Origin of the sequence: uncultured Mailhella sp., assembly GCF_963931295.1 — a bacterium.
Taxonomy (GTDB): Bacteria; Desulfobacterota; Desulfovibrionia; order Desulfovibrionales; family Desulfovibrionaceae; genus Mailhella.
Genome location: NZ_OZ007001.1, coordinates 1,798,696 through 1,815,787 on the forward strand (window position 1 = coordinate 1,798,696; position 17,092 = coordinate 1,815,787).

At 59.7% G+C, this 17,092-nt stretch carries 11 protein-coding genes; 6 read left to right on the plus strand and 5 right to left on the minus strand.

Annotation, left to right across the window (positions count from 1 at the left end; genetic code table 11):
• Window positions 1-91: 91 nt before the first annotated feature.
• From ABGT79_RS07395 to ABGT79_RS07415, 5 genes are all read right to left on the minus strand, one after another.
• Complete coding sequence (locus ABGT79_RS07395) at window positions 92-1,711, minus strand: polysaccharide biosynthesis/export family protein (protein ID WP_346665660.1); 1,620 nt, start codon at window positions 1,709-1,711, stop codon at window positions 92-94.
• Window positions 1,712-1,787: 76 nt separating this feature from the next.
• Complete coding sequence (locus tag ABGT79_RS07400; protein ID WP_346665661.1) at window positions 1,788-2,138, minus strand: DVU3141 family protein; 351 nt, start codon at window positions 2,136-2,138, stop codon at window positions 1,788-1,790.
• A 335-nt stretch (window positions 2,139-2,473) separates the two neighbouring features.
• Window positions 2,474-3,463 (minus strand): UDP-glucose 4-epimerase GalE, encoded by a 990-nt coding sequence (gene galE / locus ABGT79_RS07405; protein WP_346665662.1) that lies wholly within the window; start codon window positions 3,461-3,463, stop codon window positions 2,474-2,476.
• A gap of 306 nt (window positions 3,464-3,769) precedes the next feature.
• Entirely contained in the window at window positions 3,770-5,095 is a 1,326-nt protein-coding gene (locus ABGT79_RS07410; RefSeq protein WP_346665663.1) for a glycosyltransferase N-terminal domain-containing protein, read from the minus strand.
• A 185-nt stretch (window positions 5,096-5,280) separates the two neighbouring features.
• A complete protein-coding gene (locus tag ABGT79_RS07415) occupies window positions 5,281-6,999 on the minus strand; it encodes an FAD-dependent oxidoreductase (RefSeq protein WP_346665664.1) in 1,719 nt (572 codons plus the stop codon).
• A 965-nt stretch (window positions 7,000-7,964) separates the two neighbouring features.
• Between ABGT79_RS07415 and ABGT79_RS07420 the strand changes: the two genes are divergently transcribed.
• The 6 genes from ABGT79_RS07420 (at window position 7,965) to ABGT79_RS07445 (ending at window position 17,085) form a co-directional block, all read left to right on the plus strand.
• Window positions 7,965-8,969, plus strand: a complete 1,005-nt coding sequence (locus ABGT79_RS07420) for a TRAP transporter substrate-binding protein (RefSeq protein WP_346665665.1) — start codon at window positions 7,965-7,967, stop codon at window positions 8,967-8,969.
• A gap of 61 nt (window positions 8,970-9,030) precedes the next feature.
• On the plus strand, window positions 9,031-10,896 hold the full coding sequence (locus tag ABGT79_RS07425; protein WP_346665666.1) for a TRAP transporter large permease subunit: 1,866 nt from the start codon (window positions 9,031-9,033) through the stop codon (window positions 10,894-10,896).
• 141 nt (window positions 10,897-11,037) lie between these two features.
• On the plus strand, window positions 11,038-13,551 hold the full coding sequence (locus ABGT79_RS07430) for a pyruvate formate lyase family protein (protein ID WP_346665667.1): 2,514 nt from the start codon (window positions 11,038-11,040) through the stop codon (window positions 13,549-13,551).
• A 142-nt stretch (window positions 13,552-13,693) separates the two neighbouring features.
• The gene (locus tag ABGT79_RS07435) at window positions 13,694-14,623 is read left to right on the plus strand and encodes a glycyl-radical enzyme activating protein (protein WP_346665668.1); all 930 of its coding nucleotides are present in this window, start codon (window positions 13,694-13,696) and stop codon (window positions 14,621-14,623) included.
• 41 nt (window positions 14,624-14,664) lie between these two features.
• Complete coding sequence (locus tag ABGT79_RS07440; protein WP_346665669.1) at window positions 14,665-15,504, plus strand: amidohydrolase family protein; 840 nt, start codon at window positions 14,665-14,667, stop codon at window positions 15,502-15,504.
• Window positions 15,505-15,684: 180 nt separating this feature from the next.
• The gene (locus ABGT79_RS07445; RefSeq protein ID WP_346665670.1) at window positions 15,685-17,085 is read left to right on the plus strand and encodes a sigma 54-interacting transcriptional regulator; all 1,401 of its coding nucleotides are present in this window, start codon (window positions 15,685-15,687) and stop codon (window positions 17,083-17,085) included.
• The last annotated feature ends 7 nt before the right edge of the window (window positions 17,086-17,092 follow it).

Genomic DNA, 17,092 nt, shown 5'->3' on the forward strand with positions numbered 1-17,092 from the left:
AAGGCCCTGACCTTCTTGTTGCAAGTGCAGGGCCTTGAGACTTTAAACGCTCGCGCGGATCTGCTCGGCGTTCGTTCTGCGGGTGTGCAGACTACAGATCGAGAATGACCTTGCAGGCCACGGCCACCTGATAGAGGATTTCGGAAACTTCCTTGACGGCCTGCATGTTCTTGGAATCGACGCGGGGCAGCACGAGAATCTGATCGCCGGGCTGCACGCTCTTGGCTCTCGGCGTGACTTCGCCGTCGGGATGCACCACGAGAAGGTTTTTCGAGTCTGCGCGGTTGCTGAATCCGCCCGCGCTCTTGATGTAGTCGTCCATGTCGCGGTCTTCGTTCCACACCACGGCCTGCGGCATGATGACTTCGCCGCTTATCATGACGACGTCGGTCTTTTCGGGAATGACGATGACGTCGCCGTCTTCCAGGGCGATGTCGGCAATCTTGCCGCCGCTGCCCACCACCACGATGCCTTCCGGCTCCACCTTGCGCGCGCGGTTGATGAAGCTTGAGAGCATTTCGGCTTCCTTGGCGCGTATCTGCGCTTCGTCGTTGCTGGAGGAGGTGGCCGTGTAGGCGTTGTGTTCCAGGCGGTTCAGGGCGTCTTCAATGGCCTTTTTCTGCTGTTTGGCGGTGCTCAGGCGCTTGATGTACAGGCCGGAGAGATTGGCCCGGTCGGGATCCACGGAAATGTAGCTCAGCACTTCCTTGAGGCGGGCGTTGCGGCGCACGGGGAAGCGCGACGAGCCGAGAATGGCGCCCTGCGCTTCCACCATGATGGTGTTGCCGGCGGTGTCGGCCTGAAAGCGCACCTGATCGTCGTTTTCAAGCTTGAGCTTGTTGAATTCCTTGAGCGACAGATACTGATTGTAGGGCACGCCGTTGCGGAAGCCGGAAATGCTCACGTGGGAGGCCCTGGAATTGGGATCGGCGAGTTGAACCAGGGCTTCGCCGGTCATTTTTCCCTTTTCAAATTCAAAGCGGGCGGCGTTGCGCACTTCGCCGCTGGCGGAGACGGTGGGGCCTTTTTCGCCCACCACGATGGTGTCTCCGTCATTGAAGCGGATGGAAGGAATCTGTCCGCGCAGGATGAAGGGATACAGATCCGCCGTGGCCAGCTGCTGCTGATTTCTCAGCACGCGGATGTCGCGATAGCTGCCCCGCCGGGAGTCGATGCCTCCCGCCTTGTCGAGGAAGGAGAGGATGTTGTCGGACGCCGTGCCCTGATAGCTGCCGGGATGATTGACGAATCCCGTGACGAACACGGAAACGTTCTGGGTGTCCAGCGGACGGGCGTACACCTGTACGTCGTTGATGCCGGAAACGTTCAGCTTGCTGACAATGGACTGCTGAATCTGGGCGGCGTCGCCGCGGGGCAGGCCGAAGAGCGGAATGCTGCCTATTTCGGGCAGATCCAGCGAACCGTTCTGGGAGACGGTGAACACGTCGTCGAGGGTGCGGCCGCCCCACAGGCGGACGAGAATGCGGTCGCCGCTCTGAATGGTGGCTGCGGAGCCGCCGGAGGAAAAGTTGCCCTGAAAGAGGTTGCTGCCGAAGGGATGCGGCTCCTGAGTGGAGGGCGTGGTGGAAGAAGCCGAGGCCGTGGCTGTAGCCGTGGCGGTGGCGGTGGCGGTGCTTGCGGAATCAGCCGCGTGAAGCGGCGAGGAGAAGGCAAGCATCATGACGAGAGAAGCAAGAAAAAGACGCAACATAGTCACCTGCCCGAAGGCTGGAAAATTTCATGCTGAAAGTTCGGCTGAACGGGGGATCGTCCGACGACGGGCCTGCTCAGTCAAGACCGTTGCCCCAGACGCGGGGCATGAGCTCCCATCCTTCGCCCTGACGGCAGAGGACGACGATTTCCGCTTCATGCGGAGGCTGGCTGACCACGGCGCGGCGGCAGTCGCGGCCGGAGGCTGAGGTGAACGAGCCTTCCACCATGACGTCCACAAGGCCGCCGAAGGCGGGGTCGTCGATGGAGGCCTGCGCGCCGGCGTTGTTCATGGAAATGAACTGGGGCACGGGGGAAAGCGGAGTTTCGGGTATGGGAGTTTCGGGAGCGTCGGGCGTTCCGAAAGGATTGGCAAAACAGCCGCTCAGAAGCATGCAGAGAGCGACGGGAACAAGGAAGATTCGCATGGGGCTATCCTTATGAAAAATTCCGCGGATCAGTCCGCAGGAATAATATATGTCCGGGGGGCTTGTCCTGTCCAGAGGGCGTTGTGCGGGAAAAATTCGTGCGCCGTGTTGCAGCAGCGTGCGAAAGAGGGCGCGTTTTGCAGAGGCGGCCGTTTTCTGGGGATGAAAAAGCCCCTGCGCCCGATATTGTTTGCGACGTCGTCGTGAAAATTTTTCGGGCGTTGCGGAGCATCCGGTCATGCCGGCGAGGGCGTCCCTTGCGAGAAAGCGCGGCTCTGCCGCGAAAAAGGAAGGGCGGACGCCGGATGTCCGGCGTCCGCCCGAATCTGCGGGATTCAGTGTTTTTTTGCTTTGTCGATGCAGTACCAGTTCCAGGCGTCGCGGATGATGTCCTGAACGTTGGAGTGCTCCGGCTTCCAGCCGAGAACGCTGAGCGCGCGCGAGGCGTCGGCTACGAGACTCGGCGGGTCTCCCGCCCGGCGGGGGCCCGTGGCGCAGTGCAGGGGCAGTCCGGTCGTCTGTTCCACGGCGTTGAGAATCTGCCTCACGGAAAGGCCGGTTCCGGTGCCGAGGTTCAGGGAAAGGCCCGATCCGTCCTTTTCCTGAAGCAGGCGCGCTGCGGCGCTGATGTGGGCCGAGGCCAGATCGCTCACGTGAATGTAGTCTCGTATGCAGGTGCCGTCCGGGGTGGGGTAGTCGTCGCCCATGACGCAGAAGTCGGGGAGGCAGCCGTCCGCAGCCATGAGAGCGCGAGGAATGAGATGGGTTTCCGGCGCGTGACGCTCGCCGGTCTCGCCGTCGGGATCGCCACCCGCCGCGTTGAAGTAGCGCAGCGCCGTCCAGCAGATGCCGTGGGCGCGGGCAAAGTCGGCCAGCATCTGTTCCATGAACAGTTTGGTTTCCCCGTAGGGATTGATGGGCGAAGCGGGCGCGTCTTCGGTGATGGGCATGGTTTTCGGCGTGCCGTACACTGCCGCCGAGCTGGACACCACGATGTTGCGGACGCCCGTGTCGCGCATGGCTTCAAGAATGCTCAGGGTCCCGCCCACGTTGTTGCGGAAGTACTTGCCGGGATTTTGCACGGATTCTCCCACCAGAGAGAAGGCGGCGAAATGGAGAATGCCGTCGGGACGCGTTTTGCGCAGACACGCGCGCAGGCTCTCGCCGTCGAGAATGTCGCCCTCGAAAAGCGGGCCCCATTTGACGAGATCCCTGTGACCTGTGGAAAGATTGTCGTACACGGTGACGCGGTGGCCGGCTTCGGCCAGAGCCTTGCTGGTGCAGCTGCCGATATATCCGGCCCCGCCGATGACGAGAATGTTCATGCCTGTCTCCAGAAAAGCGGGACGGCGAAAACGGCCGTGTTCCCGAACCGTTGCGGTCGGCGGGCGTCGGCGGAGTCCGGCGCTGTCGGCGCGCAAGCTTTCCGGAGCATAGCCTGCGAGGGCCGGAAAGAAAAGGGGAAGTTGTGGTTTTCTAAGTCCTGCCGTCCGACGGAAGATGCGGGCTTCAAGCCTGTTCGGACGCAAAGGCGCGCGGAACAGTGATGTGCTCGGCGCGAAAGGTCGGCGTTGTTCTGTCCGTTGCCGTGGCGTTGCCTCGCCTTGCGCAATAGGACGCGGGTGGCGGGGTCAGTCCGCGTTCAGCGCTTTTTCTATGTTCTGCGCCGTGGTCGACGCGCCGCCGAGGCGAGGCTCGAGCCATTCCCGGAAGCGCGTGCGTACGGACATCCTGTCTCGGGTGGCGGAGGCCTGTTCGAGCATGATGTCGATGACTTCCTTCGGATGATGCGCAACCCGAAGCAGTCCCGCCTGCTCCAGAGACGGCATGGAAGGCTCTCCGTTTCCCATGGCCCAGAGAAAGTTGTGCGCCGAAGGGCCGATGCAGGGAATGCGTCCGGCTGAGAGGGCTTCCAGAAAGTTTTGTCCGCCCTGACCGAAGCTGCCTCCCACAAACACGGCGCGCGCCGCGGCGTAGAGCCTGGGCAGATCGCCGAAGCGGTCCCACACGAGCACGTGCCTGCGCGGCAGGCAGCGACCCGCGGGCATTTCCGAAACCAGCACGGGCATGAGCGCGAGATCTTCCAGCACGCTCTTCCATGCGGCCACGCGGTGCAGATGCCGGGGCACGACGACCACGGCCGCGTTGGGAACGGTCTTGTACAGGCGCGCGAGCTGCCCGGGAATGCGCGTTTCCTCGCACTGACGCACGGAGGCGAACAGAAACACCGGGCCGCTCACGCTGAAGCAGTGATTGTGGGCGGGAAGCGGCGCGTCCAGAGCGCGGGAGGCAAGATCGAACTTGATGTTGGGCATTCTGTCCACCGTGCAGGGGAAGATGCGGCTGAAGGCCTTTTCGTCGTAGCGGGAAATGGCGTGTACGGCGACGGGCGAAATTTCCGCCATGAGCGAGGAGAACAGACGGCCGAAATGCGCCGTGGAACTGTTGATGCGTCCGTTGAACACCTGCACGGGAATGCGTTTTTCCCGGCAGGCGGCCAGCAGTCCGGGCCACAGCTCGGTTTCCAGAAGCGCCACCATGCGCGGCGAAGCGACGGACAGCGCGCGGCGCACGATGTCGGGATCGTCGAAAGGCGCAAAGCGCACGACGACGCGAAGCGCGGGATGACTTTTTTTCAGATTTTCGAGAGCCCGTTCTGCAACGTCGCGGCCCTGCCTGGTCCAGGTGGTGATGAGCACTCGAAGCGGGGAAGAGGGAGAAAACTGTTCGCAGACGGCCACGGCAAGGCGGGCTTCGCCGCCCGACGCGGCCTGAAGCCAGAGATCGACGGCATGGCCGCCTGCGGAGGCGTATTCCGGGGGGAGCCAGTCGTCCGGGGCCAGTCGTTCCTTCCACCCGTCGGAGAGGCGTGAGCTGCGCCTGAGCAGCGGCCGCGCGAGCTTCCAGAGAAGCCGGTACGCGCGGAAAAACGGACGGGAAAAAAGATCTGCTGCCATAAAAGCCCCTTTTTTTCACTATGCTACAGACGGACGGGCCATGCAAGATGCCTGCGGCAAAGAAAAAACGGCGGGAGAGACCGCAGCAGAGCGGTCTCTCCCGCCGAAAGGGCGGACGAGGCGGGGCGTTTTGAACATGTCGGAACGCCCCGCGCGTCGCAGTCCGGCGCATGCCGGTGCGACGGTTAGAACTTGTCTTCGTCGCCGCGCTTGCGCAGAGCGGTGTGGCCGCCGGCGGAGTTCACGGTTTCAATGCCCATTTCGCGCAGCTTGAGCTGAGCTTCGTAGGCGCGGGTGCCGGTGTTGCACACGAGGGCCACGGGGCGGTCGGTGGGAATTTCCTTCTTGGCGCGGGCGTTGAATTCTTCCAGCGGCAGGGAGAGGTACTGACCGGGATGACGTTCCTCGATGGGCTTGCCGGCCTTGGCGGGACGGATGTCCACGAAGAGGTAGTTGTTTTCGTCGCGATGATCCCACAGATCGACGAATTCGTCGGGGGTGATCATGTGATGATAGCCGTTCACCACGTTGTCGGCCACGTTGCCCGCGGCGTTGATGACGTCCATGGCGGAGGCGAAGGGCGGCGCGTAGCAGACTTCGAGGTTGGAGAGATCGTTCAGCGTGGGACGGGAGACCTGAAGCATGGCGGCCACGGCGTCGGTGCGGGCCTTCACGGCGGAGCCGTCGGTGCTCATGCCCTGAATGCCGAGCACGCGGCGGGTCTGCTTGTCCACCACCACGTTGATGCTGGTGTTGGTGTGGCCGGGATAGAAGTGGGCCTTGTCGGAGCCTTCCATGCTGACTTCGATGGCGTCGAAGCCGGCCGTGCGGGCCTGATGCAGGGTGAGACCGGCGCCGGAAGCGTACATCTTGTTCAGCTTCACGCACCAGGAGCCGACCACGCCTTCAAAGGTGGCCTGACCGCCGGCCAGGTTGGTGCCGATGACGCGGCCCTGTCTGTTGGCCATGGAGCCGAGGGGCAGATAGGAGAGGTCGCCGGAAATGAGGTTGCGGACCACCACCACGTCGCCGCCGGCGTAGATGTCGGGATCGGAGGTCTGCATGTGGGTGTTCACCAGGATGCCGCCTCGCGGATGGCAGGCAATGCCGGCGTCGGAAGCGATCTTGGAGTTGGGCGTCACGCCGATGGAGAAGATGACTTCGTCGGCTTCAATGGTGCGCTTGTTGGTCACCACTTCGCACACGGCGCCGTCCTTGCCCTTGAGTTCCTTCACGGCTTCGCCGGTGAGCACGGTGATGCCCAGATCTTCGAGGTCGTGCTTGGCCATCTGGCTGAAGTTGTAGCACAGCTGGGCGGGCAGCACGTGATCGACCATTTCAATGACGGTCACCTTGATGCCCCACATGTCGGCCAGAGCCACGGCCATTTCCAGACCGATGAAGCCCGCGCCGATGATGACGGCGTGATTGATCTTGCGGGCGGCGCACTGTTCCTGAATGGCCTTGGCGGCTTCAAGGCAGGTGACGGAGGTGACGTTCTTCAGATCCGCGCCCGGAATGGGAGGAATGCGGGGGCTGCTGCCCGTGGCGATGACCAGCTTGTCGTAGGGCATGTCGCTCTTTTCGCCGGTCTGGGTGTTTTCGACGGTGACGGTCTTTTCCTTGCGGTTGATGGAAAGGGCACGCGTGTGGCAGATCGCGTTGACGCCCTTGAGTTCCTTAAAGAAGGCTTCGTCGCGGACGACGCCGGCGTTGGTGGTGCGCAGACCGTTCATCTGGGGAACGTCGCCGCCCACGAAGTAGGGGATGCCGCAGCCGCCGTAGGAAATGTAGGTGCCCTGATCGATCATGGTGACGTTGCTGTCGGGCATGAGACGCTTGGCGCGAGCGGCGGCCTTCGGGCCGAGGGCGACGCCGCCGATGATGAGAATATTGAGAGCCATGGTGGGAAAACCTCCAGAGAATAAGGTTCATGACGCCGAAAGAAAACTATCGGCAGACACTTTATCAGAATATAGTCGGTAATTGCAAGATAATTACGCGGATCCGCGAGCTCTTCACAAGTCGATTTTCCGGGAGCATTCCGTGGTTTTAAAAGCGAAGTGAAGTAAATACGGCATGTTGAACATTCACATGCCGACGGAAGGGCACGTTGTTAAAGTTTACGCGCGCAAGCTTCCGGCGGGCGCCCTGATGAGGAGCGTCCGCCGGAAGCGATGCTGAGGAGGAGGAAAAAAGACGTGTTTTCAACCCGGCGAACCTTTTGAAGAAAGACTTGTTATATTTTATACAAGCTTAAAAATCAAGGCAAGAAGCCCGTGATCGGGGAAAAGTCGGGACGGAAAATGCGCTTTTTTCAAGGGTTCTCTTTTTTTGTCGGACCTTGTCGCCGACGTCCCGGGAAGAGCGTTTTGTCTTCCACGCCTGAAGAAGAGCGTCGTCAAAACGCCTGCATATGCATTTCAGCATAATGAATAAAAGCTCACATGCAAGACTGCATAAATAAAAATATAATAATTTTAGGTAATAAAGCGATGTATACAGAAAATAATATGCAAGTATGCATATTATGCAAAATAGAATAATACAATAGCAAAATTATAAAAATCACAAATTAAGATAATATATTGAAAAATTTATATATTTATGAATTTCAGTGAAAAAAATGCAGGGTGCGGGCGTTTTTGTGGATAATACTCGAACAACTAACAACTATTTGTATTTAAACAATAAAATTTTTAGAGCTCAAAAATGTGACCATTGGCACGATTCTTGCTTATTGGAAAAAGTGTGCAGCCTCGAACCCTATTTAGAAATGAGATTGCACCAAAAGGTTCAAATCGAAGACTTCGTTCCAGGGAATATGCCGGATGCCCGGCTAATCGTATAAAACTGTGAAGGAGAAGCTATGAAACTTTTTCGTACGTTGCTTTGCGGTGTCGCCGTTATCGGTCTGATGGGCGCCTACGCTCCTGCTGAAGCTGCACGTCCCCTCACCCTGCGCCTCGGTCATCCCATGGCTCCGGGCAACAACGTCACCGTCGGTTACGAAAAGTTCGCAGCCCTGGTCAAAGAGAAATCGGGCGGCAAGATCAGAATTCAGATATTCCCCAACTGTCAGCTCGGTTCCGACCGCGTGACCACCGAAGCCGCGCAGGCCGGCACCCTCGACATGTCTTCGAGCTCCACTCCCAACCTGGCCAGTTTTTCCAAGGACTACATGGCCATCGACCTTCCCTACGTGACCTCTCCCAAGTATCAGCAGAACCTGTACAAGGCTCTTGACGAAGGCGAACTGGGCAAGGCTCTGGACAAGGTTGCTGAAAAGTGCGGTCTCAAGACCATCATGTTCAGCGAATACGGCTACCGCAACTTCGTGAGCTCCACCAAGCCTCTGGACACCGTGAAGAGCCTCATGAACCTCAAGGTGCGCACCACCGACTCCCCCGTTGAAGTGGCCGTGGCCACCGAACTCGGCATGAACCCCGCCCCCGTGGCCTGGGGCGAAACCTACACCGCCCTGCAGCAGGGCACCGTGGACGCCGAAGGCAACACCTTCTCCCTGCTCAACGACTCCAAGCATACCGAAGTTCTGAAGTATGCCATGAACTCCGAGCACAACTACTCCATGCACATTCTGCTCATGAACAAGGCCAAGTGGGACAGCCTCACCCCCGAACAGCAGAAGATCATCATGGAAGCCGCCCGTGAAGCCACCGACTGGGAACGCGCCGAAACCGTGAAGCTCGAAGAAAAGGCCTGGCAGGCCTTCCGCGACAAGGGCATCAAGATCCACATGCTCACCGATGCTGAAAGAGCCGAATTCTACAAGCTCACCCAGCCCGTGCGCGATCAGTTCTCCAAGGAAATCGATCCCAATCTGTTGAAGCTCATTGCTGACACCCAGAAGTAATGCCGCCTGCGGGCGGAGAGATCTCCGCCCGCTTCATCCTTATCTCTGAGGCTTGAAATCCATGAGCACCGACACGAAAAAATCTTCCGGCATTCTGCACTGGCTTGACGAGAACTTTGAAAATATTTTTCTGGTTTCAGGCCTTCTTGCCATCATTTTCTTCATCACCTGGCAGGTCATCTACCGCTATTTCATCACGCCCCTCGTCGAACGCGCCGGCGCTGCGGTATGGACCGAAGAAATTTCCCGCTACATCTTCATCTGGATCTCCTACATTGCCGTGAGCGTGGCCATACGCAAGCGCAGCTCCATCCGAATCGACTTCGTTTATCAGATGCTGCCTCCGCGTCTCCAGCGCATCAGCTGGATCTTTGTGGAACTCATCTTCCTCATGCTCACCCTTACCATCACCTATTACGGATGGGGCCAGATCGAACGTCTCCAGCGCTTCCCCCAGCATACGGCGGCCATGCGCATTCCGTTCCTCATTCCCTATCTCATTCTGCCTCTCGGCTTCGGTCTCATGAGTCTCAGACTCGTGCAGTCCATGATCAAGCAGATCAAGGTCACGGGCATTCTGGATTCGCTCATCGGCGCGGTCGTCGCCGTGGTGGTCATGCTGCCCTGCGTGCTCGCCGAATACATTGATCCCGTTCCCGCCCTGTTCGGCTACTTCCTCATCTTCTGCGTCACCGGCGTGCCCATCGCCATCGGCCTCGGCATGTCCGCGCTGACCACCATTCTCTGTGCCGATACGCTGCCCATCGAATATCTGGCCCAGGTGTCCTTCACCTCGCTGGACAGCTTCCCCACCATGGCCATTCCGTTCTTCATCGCCGCCGGCGTGTTCATGGGCGCGGGCGGACTTTCCCAGCGCCTGCTCGGACTCGCCGACGAACTCGTGGGCGGCATGTACGGCGGCATGGCGCTGACCACCGTGGCCACCTGCATGTTCTTCGGCGCCATCAGCGGCTCCGGCCCCGCCACCGTGGCGGCCATCGGCGCCCTGACCATTCCCGCCATGGAAGAACGCGGCTACAGCAAAACCTTTGCGGCGGCCATTGTGGCGGCCGCAGGCGCCATCGGCGTCATGATTCCTCCCAGCAACCCGTTCGTGGTGTACGGCATTGCCGCGCAGGTCTCCATCGGCGACCTGTTCATCGGCGGCATCGTTCCCGGCGTGCTCACCGGCGCCGTGCTCATGGGCTATTCCTACTACGCCGCCCGCAAGAACAACTGGCGCGGTTCCGCACGCACCCGCACCGTGGGCACCGTGACCCGCGCCGTGTGGGACGCCAAGTGGGCTCTGCTTGTTCCCGTCATCGTGCTCGGCGGCATCTACGGCGGCCTCATGACCCCCACCGAAGCCGCGGCCGTGGCCTCCTTCTATGGCCTCATCGTGGGCGTGTTCATCTACCGCGAACTGGATTTCCGCAAGGTGTGCGCCTGCTGCGTGGAAGCCTGCGAAACCTCGGCCGTCATCATCGTGCTTATGGCCATGGCCACCCTGTTCGGCAACATCATGACCATTGAAGACGTGCCCGGCACCATCGCCCGCGCCATCCTCGGATTCACCAGCAGCAAGTTCGCCATCCTGCTCATCATCAACGTGCTGCTGCTCATCGTGGGCGTGTTCATGGAAGCTCTGGCCGCCATCGTCATCCTGGTGCCCATCCTCCTGCCCATCGTGACCGGCGTGGGCGTGTCGCCCCTGCACTTCGGCATCATCATGGTGGTGAACCTGGCCATCGGCTTCCTCACCCCGCCCGTGGGCGTCAACCTCTTCGTGGCGAGCGGCATTTCCGGAACCCGCATCGAGCAGATCGCCAAGGCCAGCCTGCCCATGATCGCCCTGATGATCGTCGTGCTGCTGCTCATCACCTACATCCCGGCCATTCCTCTCTGCCTGGTCGGCGGAGCGGGATAGTCCCGGCAAACCCGGCAACCTAAGGACCTTCCCGGGAAAATCCCGGGAAGGAGTCTCCCTCCTCACCTATTTCAGGAGCCCTATGCTCCCGGAGCCTGCGCCCGAAAGGCACGGTCCGAAACGAACCTTCAAGGAGTTCACATGAGTGCCATTGAAATGCTCAACCCCGAAGCCTGTGAATGCCATTCCCCGCAGGAACAGCGCATCTTTGACGAACAGAAGGGCAAAAAGGACAAGTACTATGACACGCATGCCCGCGTGTTCGACCTCATCGCCAAGTTTGAAGGACAGACCCCCGTCATCGACGTGGAACGCGCCCTGTACTTCACCCAGTCCATGAAGGAAACCGAAGGGCAGCCCCTCGTGCTCCGCTGGGCCAAGGCGCTCATGCACATCGCCAAGAACATGACCGTGGAAGTCGAAGACGGTCAGCTGCTGCTCGGCCGCGCCGGTTCCAAGATCGGCCGTTACGGCATCCTGTATCCTGAACTCGACGGCGACTTCCTCGACATCGCCGTGCGCGACCTGCCCACCCGCGAGCAGTCCCCCGCCACCATCAGCCCCGAAGACGCCAAGATCGTCATGGAGGAGATCGCTCCCTACTGGAAGGGCAAGACCTATCACGAAGCCCTGAACAAGGCTCTCCCCGAATGGGTGCACAAGCTCACCTACGTGGACGATGAAGGCCTCATCTCCCGCTTCGTGGTGAACGAAACCTCTTCCTTCCGTTCTTCCATCCAGTGGGTGCACGACTACGAGAAGGTGCTCAAGCGCGGCTTCAACGGCATCAGGGCCGAAGCCGAAGCCAAGCTGGCCGCCCTTGATCCCGCGAGCCCCGTGGATCAGGCCGACAAGCGTCCCTTCCTGGAAGCCGTGGTCATCGTGTGCGACGCCATCGTTCTGTGGGCCCGCCGCTACGCCGCCAAGGCCCGTGAAGTCGCCGCCGCCACCACGGATCCCGTGCGCAAGGCCGAACTTCTGAGAATGTCCGAAATCGCTGAAAAGGTGCCTGCGGAACCCGCGAGCAACTTCTATGAAGCCGTGCAGTCCCAGTGGTTCGTGCAGATGTTCTCCCGCATCGAACAGAAGACCGGCACCACCATTTCCAACGGCCGCATGGACCAGTACTTCTATCCCTACTACAAGCAGGACATGGAAGCCGGCGTGCTCACCGAAGAAAAGGCCATGGAACTTCTGGAATGCATGTGGGTCGGCATGGCCGAATTCATCGACATGTACATTTCTCCTCAGGGCGGCGCCTTCAACGAAGGCTATGCTCACTGGGAAGCCGTGACCATCGGAGGACAGACCAAGGACGGCGTGGACGCCACCAACGAACTGACCCACCTGTTCCTGCGCTCCAAGCGTGAATTCCCCCTGCACTATCCCGACCTCGCCGCCCGCGTGCATTCGCTCTCTCCCGACGAATACCTGTGGGACGTGGCCGAAACCATCAAGTACGGCTCCGGCTTCCCCAAGCTCTGCAACGACGAAGAAGTCGTGCCGCTGTACGCCTCCAAGGGCGGCACCTTTGAAGAAGCTCTGGACTACGCCGTGTCCGGCTGCACCGAAACCCGTATGCCCAACCGCGACACCTACACCTCCGGCGGCGCGTACACCAACTTCGCCGCGGCTCTGGAAATGGCTCTGCGTCAGGGCAAGATGAAGAAGTACGGCGACGAGCAGCTCGGCGTGAAGACTCCCGATCCCCGCACCTTCAAGACCTGGGACGACATGTGGGAAGCCTACAAGGCTCAGCAGGACCTGTTCCTGCGCGCCACGTTCACCCAGCAGTACATCGTCACCAAGGTTCGCGCCGAACACTTCGCCCAGCCCATGGGCTCCGCTCTGCACGATCTGTGCATGAAGTACTGCCTCGACCTGCACACCCGCATCATCCCCGAAGGCGCCAACTTCGGCTACTTCGAATTCATGGGCTTCGGCACGGTCATCGACTCCCTGGCCGCCATCAAGAAGCTGGTGTTTGAAGAAAAGCGCATCACCATGGATCAGCTTCTGGAAGCCATGGATCACAACTGGGTGGGCTACGAAGACATCCAGCAGCTCGTGAAGAGCTGCCCCTGCTACGGCAACGATGATCCCTATGCCGACGAAATCGGCAAGGCCATCGACCGCATCTGCGTGGAATTCGCCCAGAAGTACTCCCCCGAAATGGGCATCAACAACGACGTGCGCTACGTGCCCTTCACCTCCCACGTGCCCTTCGGCAAGGTGGTGAGCGCCACGCCCAACGGCCGCACCGAATGGTTCCCGCTGTCCGACGGTTCTTCCGCCTCCCACGGCGCGGACGTGAATGGTCCTACCGCCATTCTGCTCTCCAACTACAAGACCAAGAACTACGGCCTGCGCAACCGCGCCGCCCGCCTCCTGAACATCAAGTTCACTCCCAAGAGCGTGGAAGGCGAAGCCGGCACCGAAAAGCTGGTGCAGTTCATCCGCACCTGGTGCGACCTCAAGCTGTGGCATCTGCAGTTCAACGTGCTCAATCAGGAAACCCTGCTTGCCGCTCAGAAGGATCCGCAGAAGTACCGCAACCTCATCGTTCGCGTGGCCGGTTACAGCGCCTACTTCGTGGACCTGTCGCCCGACCTTCAGAATGACCTGATCGCTCGTACCGACCACGACGATCTGTAGTAGACAAGGGGCCTGACGCCCCGCCGGCTTCTCCTCCTTGCCGGGGAGGAGCCGGTTTTCTTTTATCGGAACGCGTCCGATTCCGGGCGCGGCGTTTCCGGAGGGCAGACCGCCCCTTTTCGCAGCCGCACGCGAGGTTATCATGAGTACGTTTGAGGACAGAAAGGTCACCGGCCTGGTGTTCAACATTCAAAAATATTCCGTTCACGACGGTCCGGGCATCCGCACCATAGTGTTCACCAAGGGCTGCCCTCTGGCCTGCCGCTGGTGCAGCAATCCCGAATCGCAGAAACCGCAGCCGCAGATGGCCTTCAACCCCACCCGCTGCATTTCTCCGGCCAAGTGCAATTTCTGCATTCCCGCCTGTCCCTACGGCTCCATCCGCGCGGTCAACGGCGCGCTCGACATCGACTGCACCCACTGCAACGACTGCGAAACCATCGCCTGCGCCTCGGCGTGTCCCGCGCAGAGCCTCATCGTGTACGGCAAGAACCGCACCGTTGAGGACGTGCTTCACGTGGTGGCTCAGGATTCCATTTTTTATTCCCGTTCCGGCGGTGGCATGACCATTTCCGGCGGCGAGCCGCTGTTCCAGAAAAAGTTCGCCCTGGCGCTTCTTCGCGAGGCCCGCAGACGCCGCATCAAGACGGCCATCGAAACCTGCGGCTGCGTGCCGTGGGAAACCATGGAAGAGGCGGCTCCGTTCCTCAACAACATCCTTTTCGACGTCAAGCACACCGACTCCGAAAAGCACAAGTGGGCCACGGGCAGAGGCAACGAGCTTATTCTCTCCAACCTGAAGAAGCTTTTGGAAACCTTCCCCGACAAGCCCGTGCTGGTGCGCACGCCCGTCATCCCCGACTTCAACGACGATGACGAAACCGCCCGTTCCATAGGCCGCCTGCTCAAGGGCTACGCCAATGTTTCCTATGAAGCGCTGCCCTACCATCGCCTGGGAACGCAGAAATACATGTTCCTGGGAAGAGAGTACCCCATGGGCGAAGTTTCCCTGCCCGCCGGCGTCGCCGCGCGCGTTCAGGCCATCGTGGACGAGGAACGAGGCGCTAAGTAGCTCCTTTTTATGCATGATCCTTCAACCAGGGAGGACTGGTGATGAAGATTATCGACTTTCGTTTTCGGCCTCACACCGAGGCCATTCTGAACGGCATCAAGAACAGCACCATGTTCAAGGCCAGCTGCGAAGCCAGCGGCTTCGACAAGTGGAAGCCGCAGACTCTCGACGAGATCGTGGCGGACCTCAAGGCCCGCGGAGTGACGCGCTGCGTCATTACCGGCCGCGACTGCCAGACCACCTACGGCTTCCCCGACAACAACGGCAGCGTGCTGGAATTCTGCCGCGCCTATCCCGACATGTTCCTCGGCTTCTGGGGCATTGATCCGCACAAGGGCATGGGAGCCGTGCGCGAAGTGGAAAAGGTGGTGAAGGAATACGGCATGAAGGGCATCGCCACCGATCCCTATCTTGCTCACATCAGCCCCTGCGAAGCCCGCTACTATCCCATTTACGCCAAGTGCTGCGAACTGAACGTGCCGGTGTTCATCACCATGGCTCCGCCGCCTCAGGTTCCCGGCGCGGTGATGACCTACACCGATCCGCGTGACGTGGACGTGGTGGCCCGCGACTTCCCCGAGCTCAAGATAGTCATGAGCCACGGCGGTTATCCGTACGTGCATGAGGCCATTTACGCCTGCTATCGCAACAAGAACGTGTACATGGACATTTCGGAATATGAAGTGGCGCCCATGTGCGAGACCTATATCAGCGCCATGAAGTCCATGATCGCCGACAAGGTGGTGTTTGCCAGCGCTCATCCGTTCGTGGAGCAGGGCGAATGCCTGGCCAACTATGCCGCCATGGATCTGCCTGAAGACGTGCGTGAGAAGATCATGTACAAAAATGCGTGCAAAGTACTGGAAATCCCTGAAGATTAATGTTTCGTCAAGGGGCCGCTACGAAAACGCGGTGTAAATAAGGGGCCGCCGCGTTATCGCGGCGGCCTTTTTTGTACCCAGCCACGGCATTCCCCTTTTTGGGAAAGTATTGTGAACAGGATTAAATTATTGCAAAATGACTGGGCAGGCAGAAATTTTTATCCTTATTTCGGGTTATCCATGGATTCCGTGCTTCTTGAATATATGGAACAGGCTTTCGACGTTTTCCAGGACGGCATCTGGATAAGCGATGCAGATTCCACATGTCTTTTCGTCAATAAAAAGTACGAGGAGCTGAGCGGATTTTCCAAGAAATGGATGATGGGACGCAAGGCGACGAGCATTGTGGCCGAAGGCATTTTCGACGTGGCCGTCAATCCCGAAGTCATCAGTTCCGGCCGCCCTGTCTCAAAAATACAGACGCTTTCCAACGGAAAGCATCTTTCTCTCGACGGTTTTCCCATTCTGGACAGAAACGGCAAGGTGGTCATGTGCATCACCTTCATCCGCGACATCAGCACCATCGTGAACATGGAAAACAAGCTGGCGCATCAGCGCGATCTTTTGAACACCATGGTGCGGATCAACAATTCCAGTCTGCAGACCGTGGAGGACGGAAGCAATTTTATTTTCAGCTCGGCCATGGAATCCTTTCTGGCCAAGGCGCGCATCATGGCGCAGACGGACATCTCCGTGCTCATACTCGGCGAAACCGGCGTGGGCAAGGACGTGATGGCCCAGCGCATACACGCCATGAGCCGCAGGGCCGACAAGCCGTTCATCAAGGTGGACTGCGGCAGCATTTCCCCGAACCTCATCGAATCCGAGCTGTTCGGCTACGTGGGCGGAGCCTTTTCCGGCGCGAACCGCAGCGGCCGCATAGGCTTTATTGAAGCCGCGGCCGGGGGCACGGTGTTCTTCGACGAAATAGGCGAACTTCCCCTGCCGCTTCAGACAAGACTGCTGCGCTTTCTGCAGGACGGCGTCATCGTCCGTGTGGGAGCCAACACGCCCAAGAAGGTGGACGTGCGCGTGGTGGCCGCCACCAACAAGGATCTGGAAAAGGCCGTTGCCCGCGGGGAGTTCCGCAGCGATCTCTACTACCGGCTGAAAATCGCGGTGCTGAACATTCCTCCGCTGCGCAGGCGAAAGGAAGACATCATGCCGCTGGCCAATTTTTTCCTTCAGCAGTTTTCCAGAAGATACAACAGAGTGATGACTCTGGGCGACGACGTGGAGCCGCTGCTGCTGTCCTACGACTGGCCGGGCAACGTGCGGGAGCTCAAGAGCATGATGCAGGAAGCCGTGGTCACGTGTCCGAAGAACGTGGTGCGGGCCTACCATCTGCCCATCAGCTCGTCGTCCTCGCTGCGGGAGCCTGCTCCCGCGTCGGCGGAGTTCGACTTCGAGGGCAAGGACTATCACGACATCATGCGGGAAATGGAATGCCGCATGCTGCGCGCGGCCGTCGCCCGTTTTTCCGGCAACATGACGGCGGCTTCCAAAATGCTGCGCATGGACAGAAGCACCATGTTCCGCAAGATCAAGGATCTTGAGAAACATGGTCTGAAGGTTCTGTAGCGGCTCT

Bases quoted from the DNA above. Each gene is read 5' to 3' on its own strand.
- ABGT79_RS07395 (WP_346665660.1), bottom strand. From the start codon at position 1,711: ATGTTGCGTCTTTTTCTTGCTTCTCTCGTCATGATGCTTGCCTTCTCC.
- ABGT79_RS07400 (WP_346665661.1), bottom strand. From the start codon at position 2,138: ATGCGAATCTTCCTTGTTCCCGTCGCTCTCTGCATGCTTCTGAGCGGC.
- galE (WP_346665662.1), bottom strand. From the start codon at position 3,463: ATGAACATTCTCGTCATCGGCGGGGCCGGATATATCGGCAGCTGCACC.
- ABGT79_RS07410 (WP_346665663.1), bottom strand. From the start codon at position 5,095: ATGGCAGCAGATCTTTTTTCCCGTCCGTTTTTCCGCGCGTACCGGCTT.
- ABGT79_RS07415 (WP_346665664.1), bottom strand. From the start codon at position 6,999: ATGGCTCTCAATATTCTCATCATCGGCGGCGTCGCCCTCGGCCCGAAG.
- ABGT79_RS07420 (WP_346665665.1), top strand. From the start codon at position 7,965: ATGAAACTTTTTCGTACGTTGCTTTGCGGTGTCGCCGTTATCGGTCTG.
- ABGT79_RS07425 (WP_346665666.1), top strand. From the start codon at position 9,031: ATGAGCACCGACACGAAAAAATCTTCCGGCATTCTGCACTGGCTTGAC.
- ABGT79_RS07430 (WP_346665667.1), top strand. From the start codon at position 11,038: ATGAGTGCCATTGAAATGCTCAACCCCGAAGCCTGTGAATGCCATTCC.
- ABGT79_RS07435 (WP_346665668.1), top strand. From the start codon at position 13,694: ATGAGTACGTTTGAGGACAGAAAGGTCACCGGCCTGGTGTTCAACATT.
- ABGT79_RS07440 (WP_346665669.1), top strand. From the start codon at position 14,665: ATGAAGATTATCGACTTTCGTTTTCGGCCTCACACCGAGGCCATTCTG.
- ABGT79_RS07445 (WP_346665670.1), top strand. From the start codon at position 15,685: ATGGATTCCGTGCTTCTTGAATATATGGAACAGGCTTTCGACGTTTTC.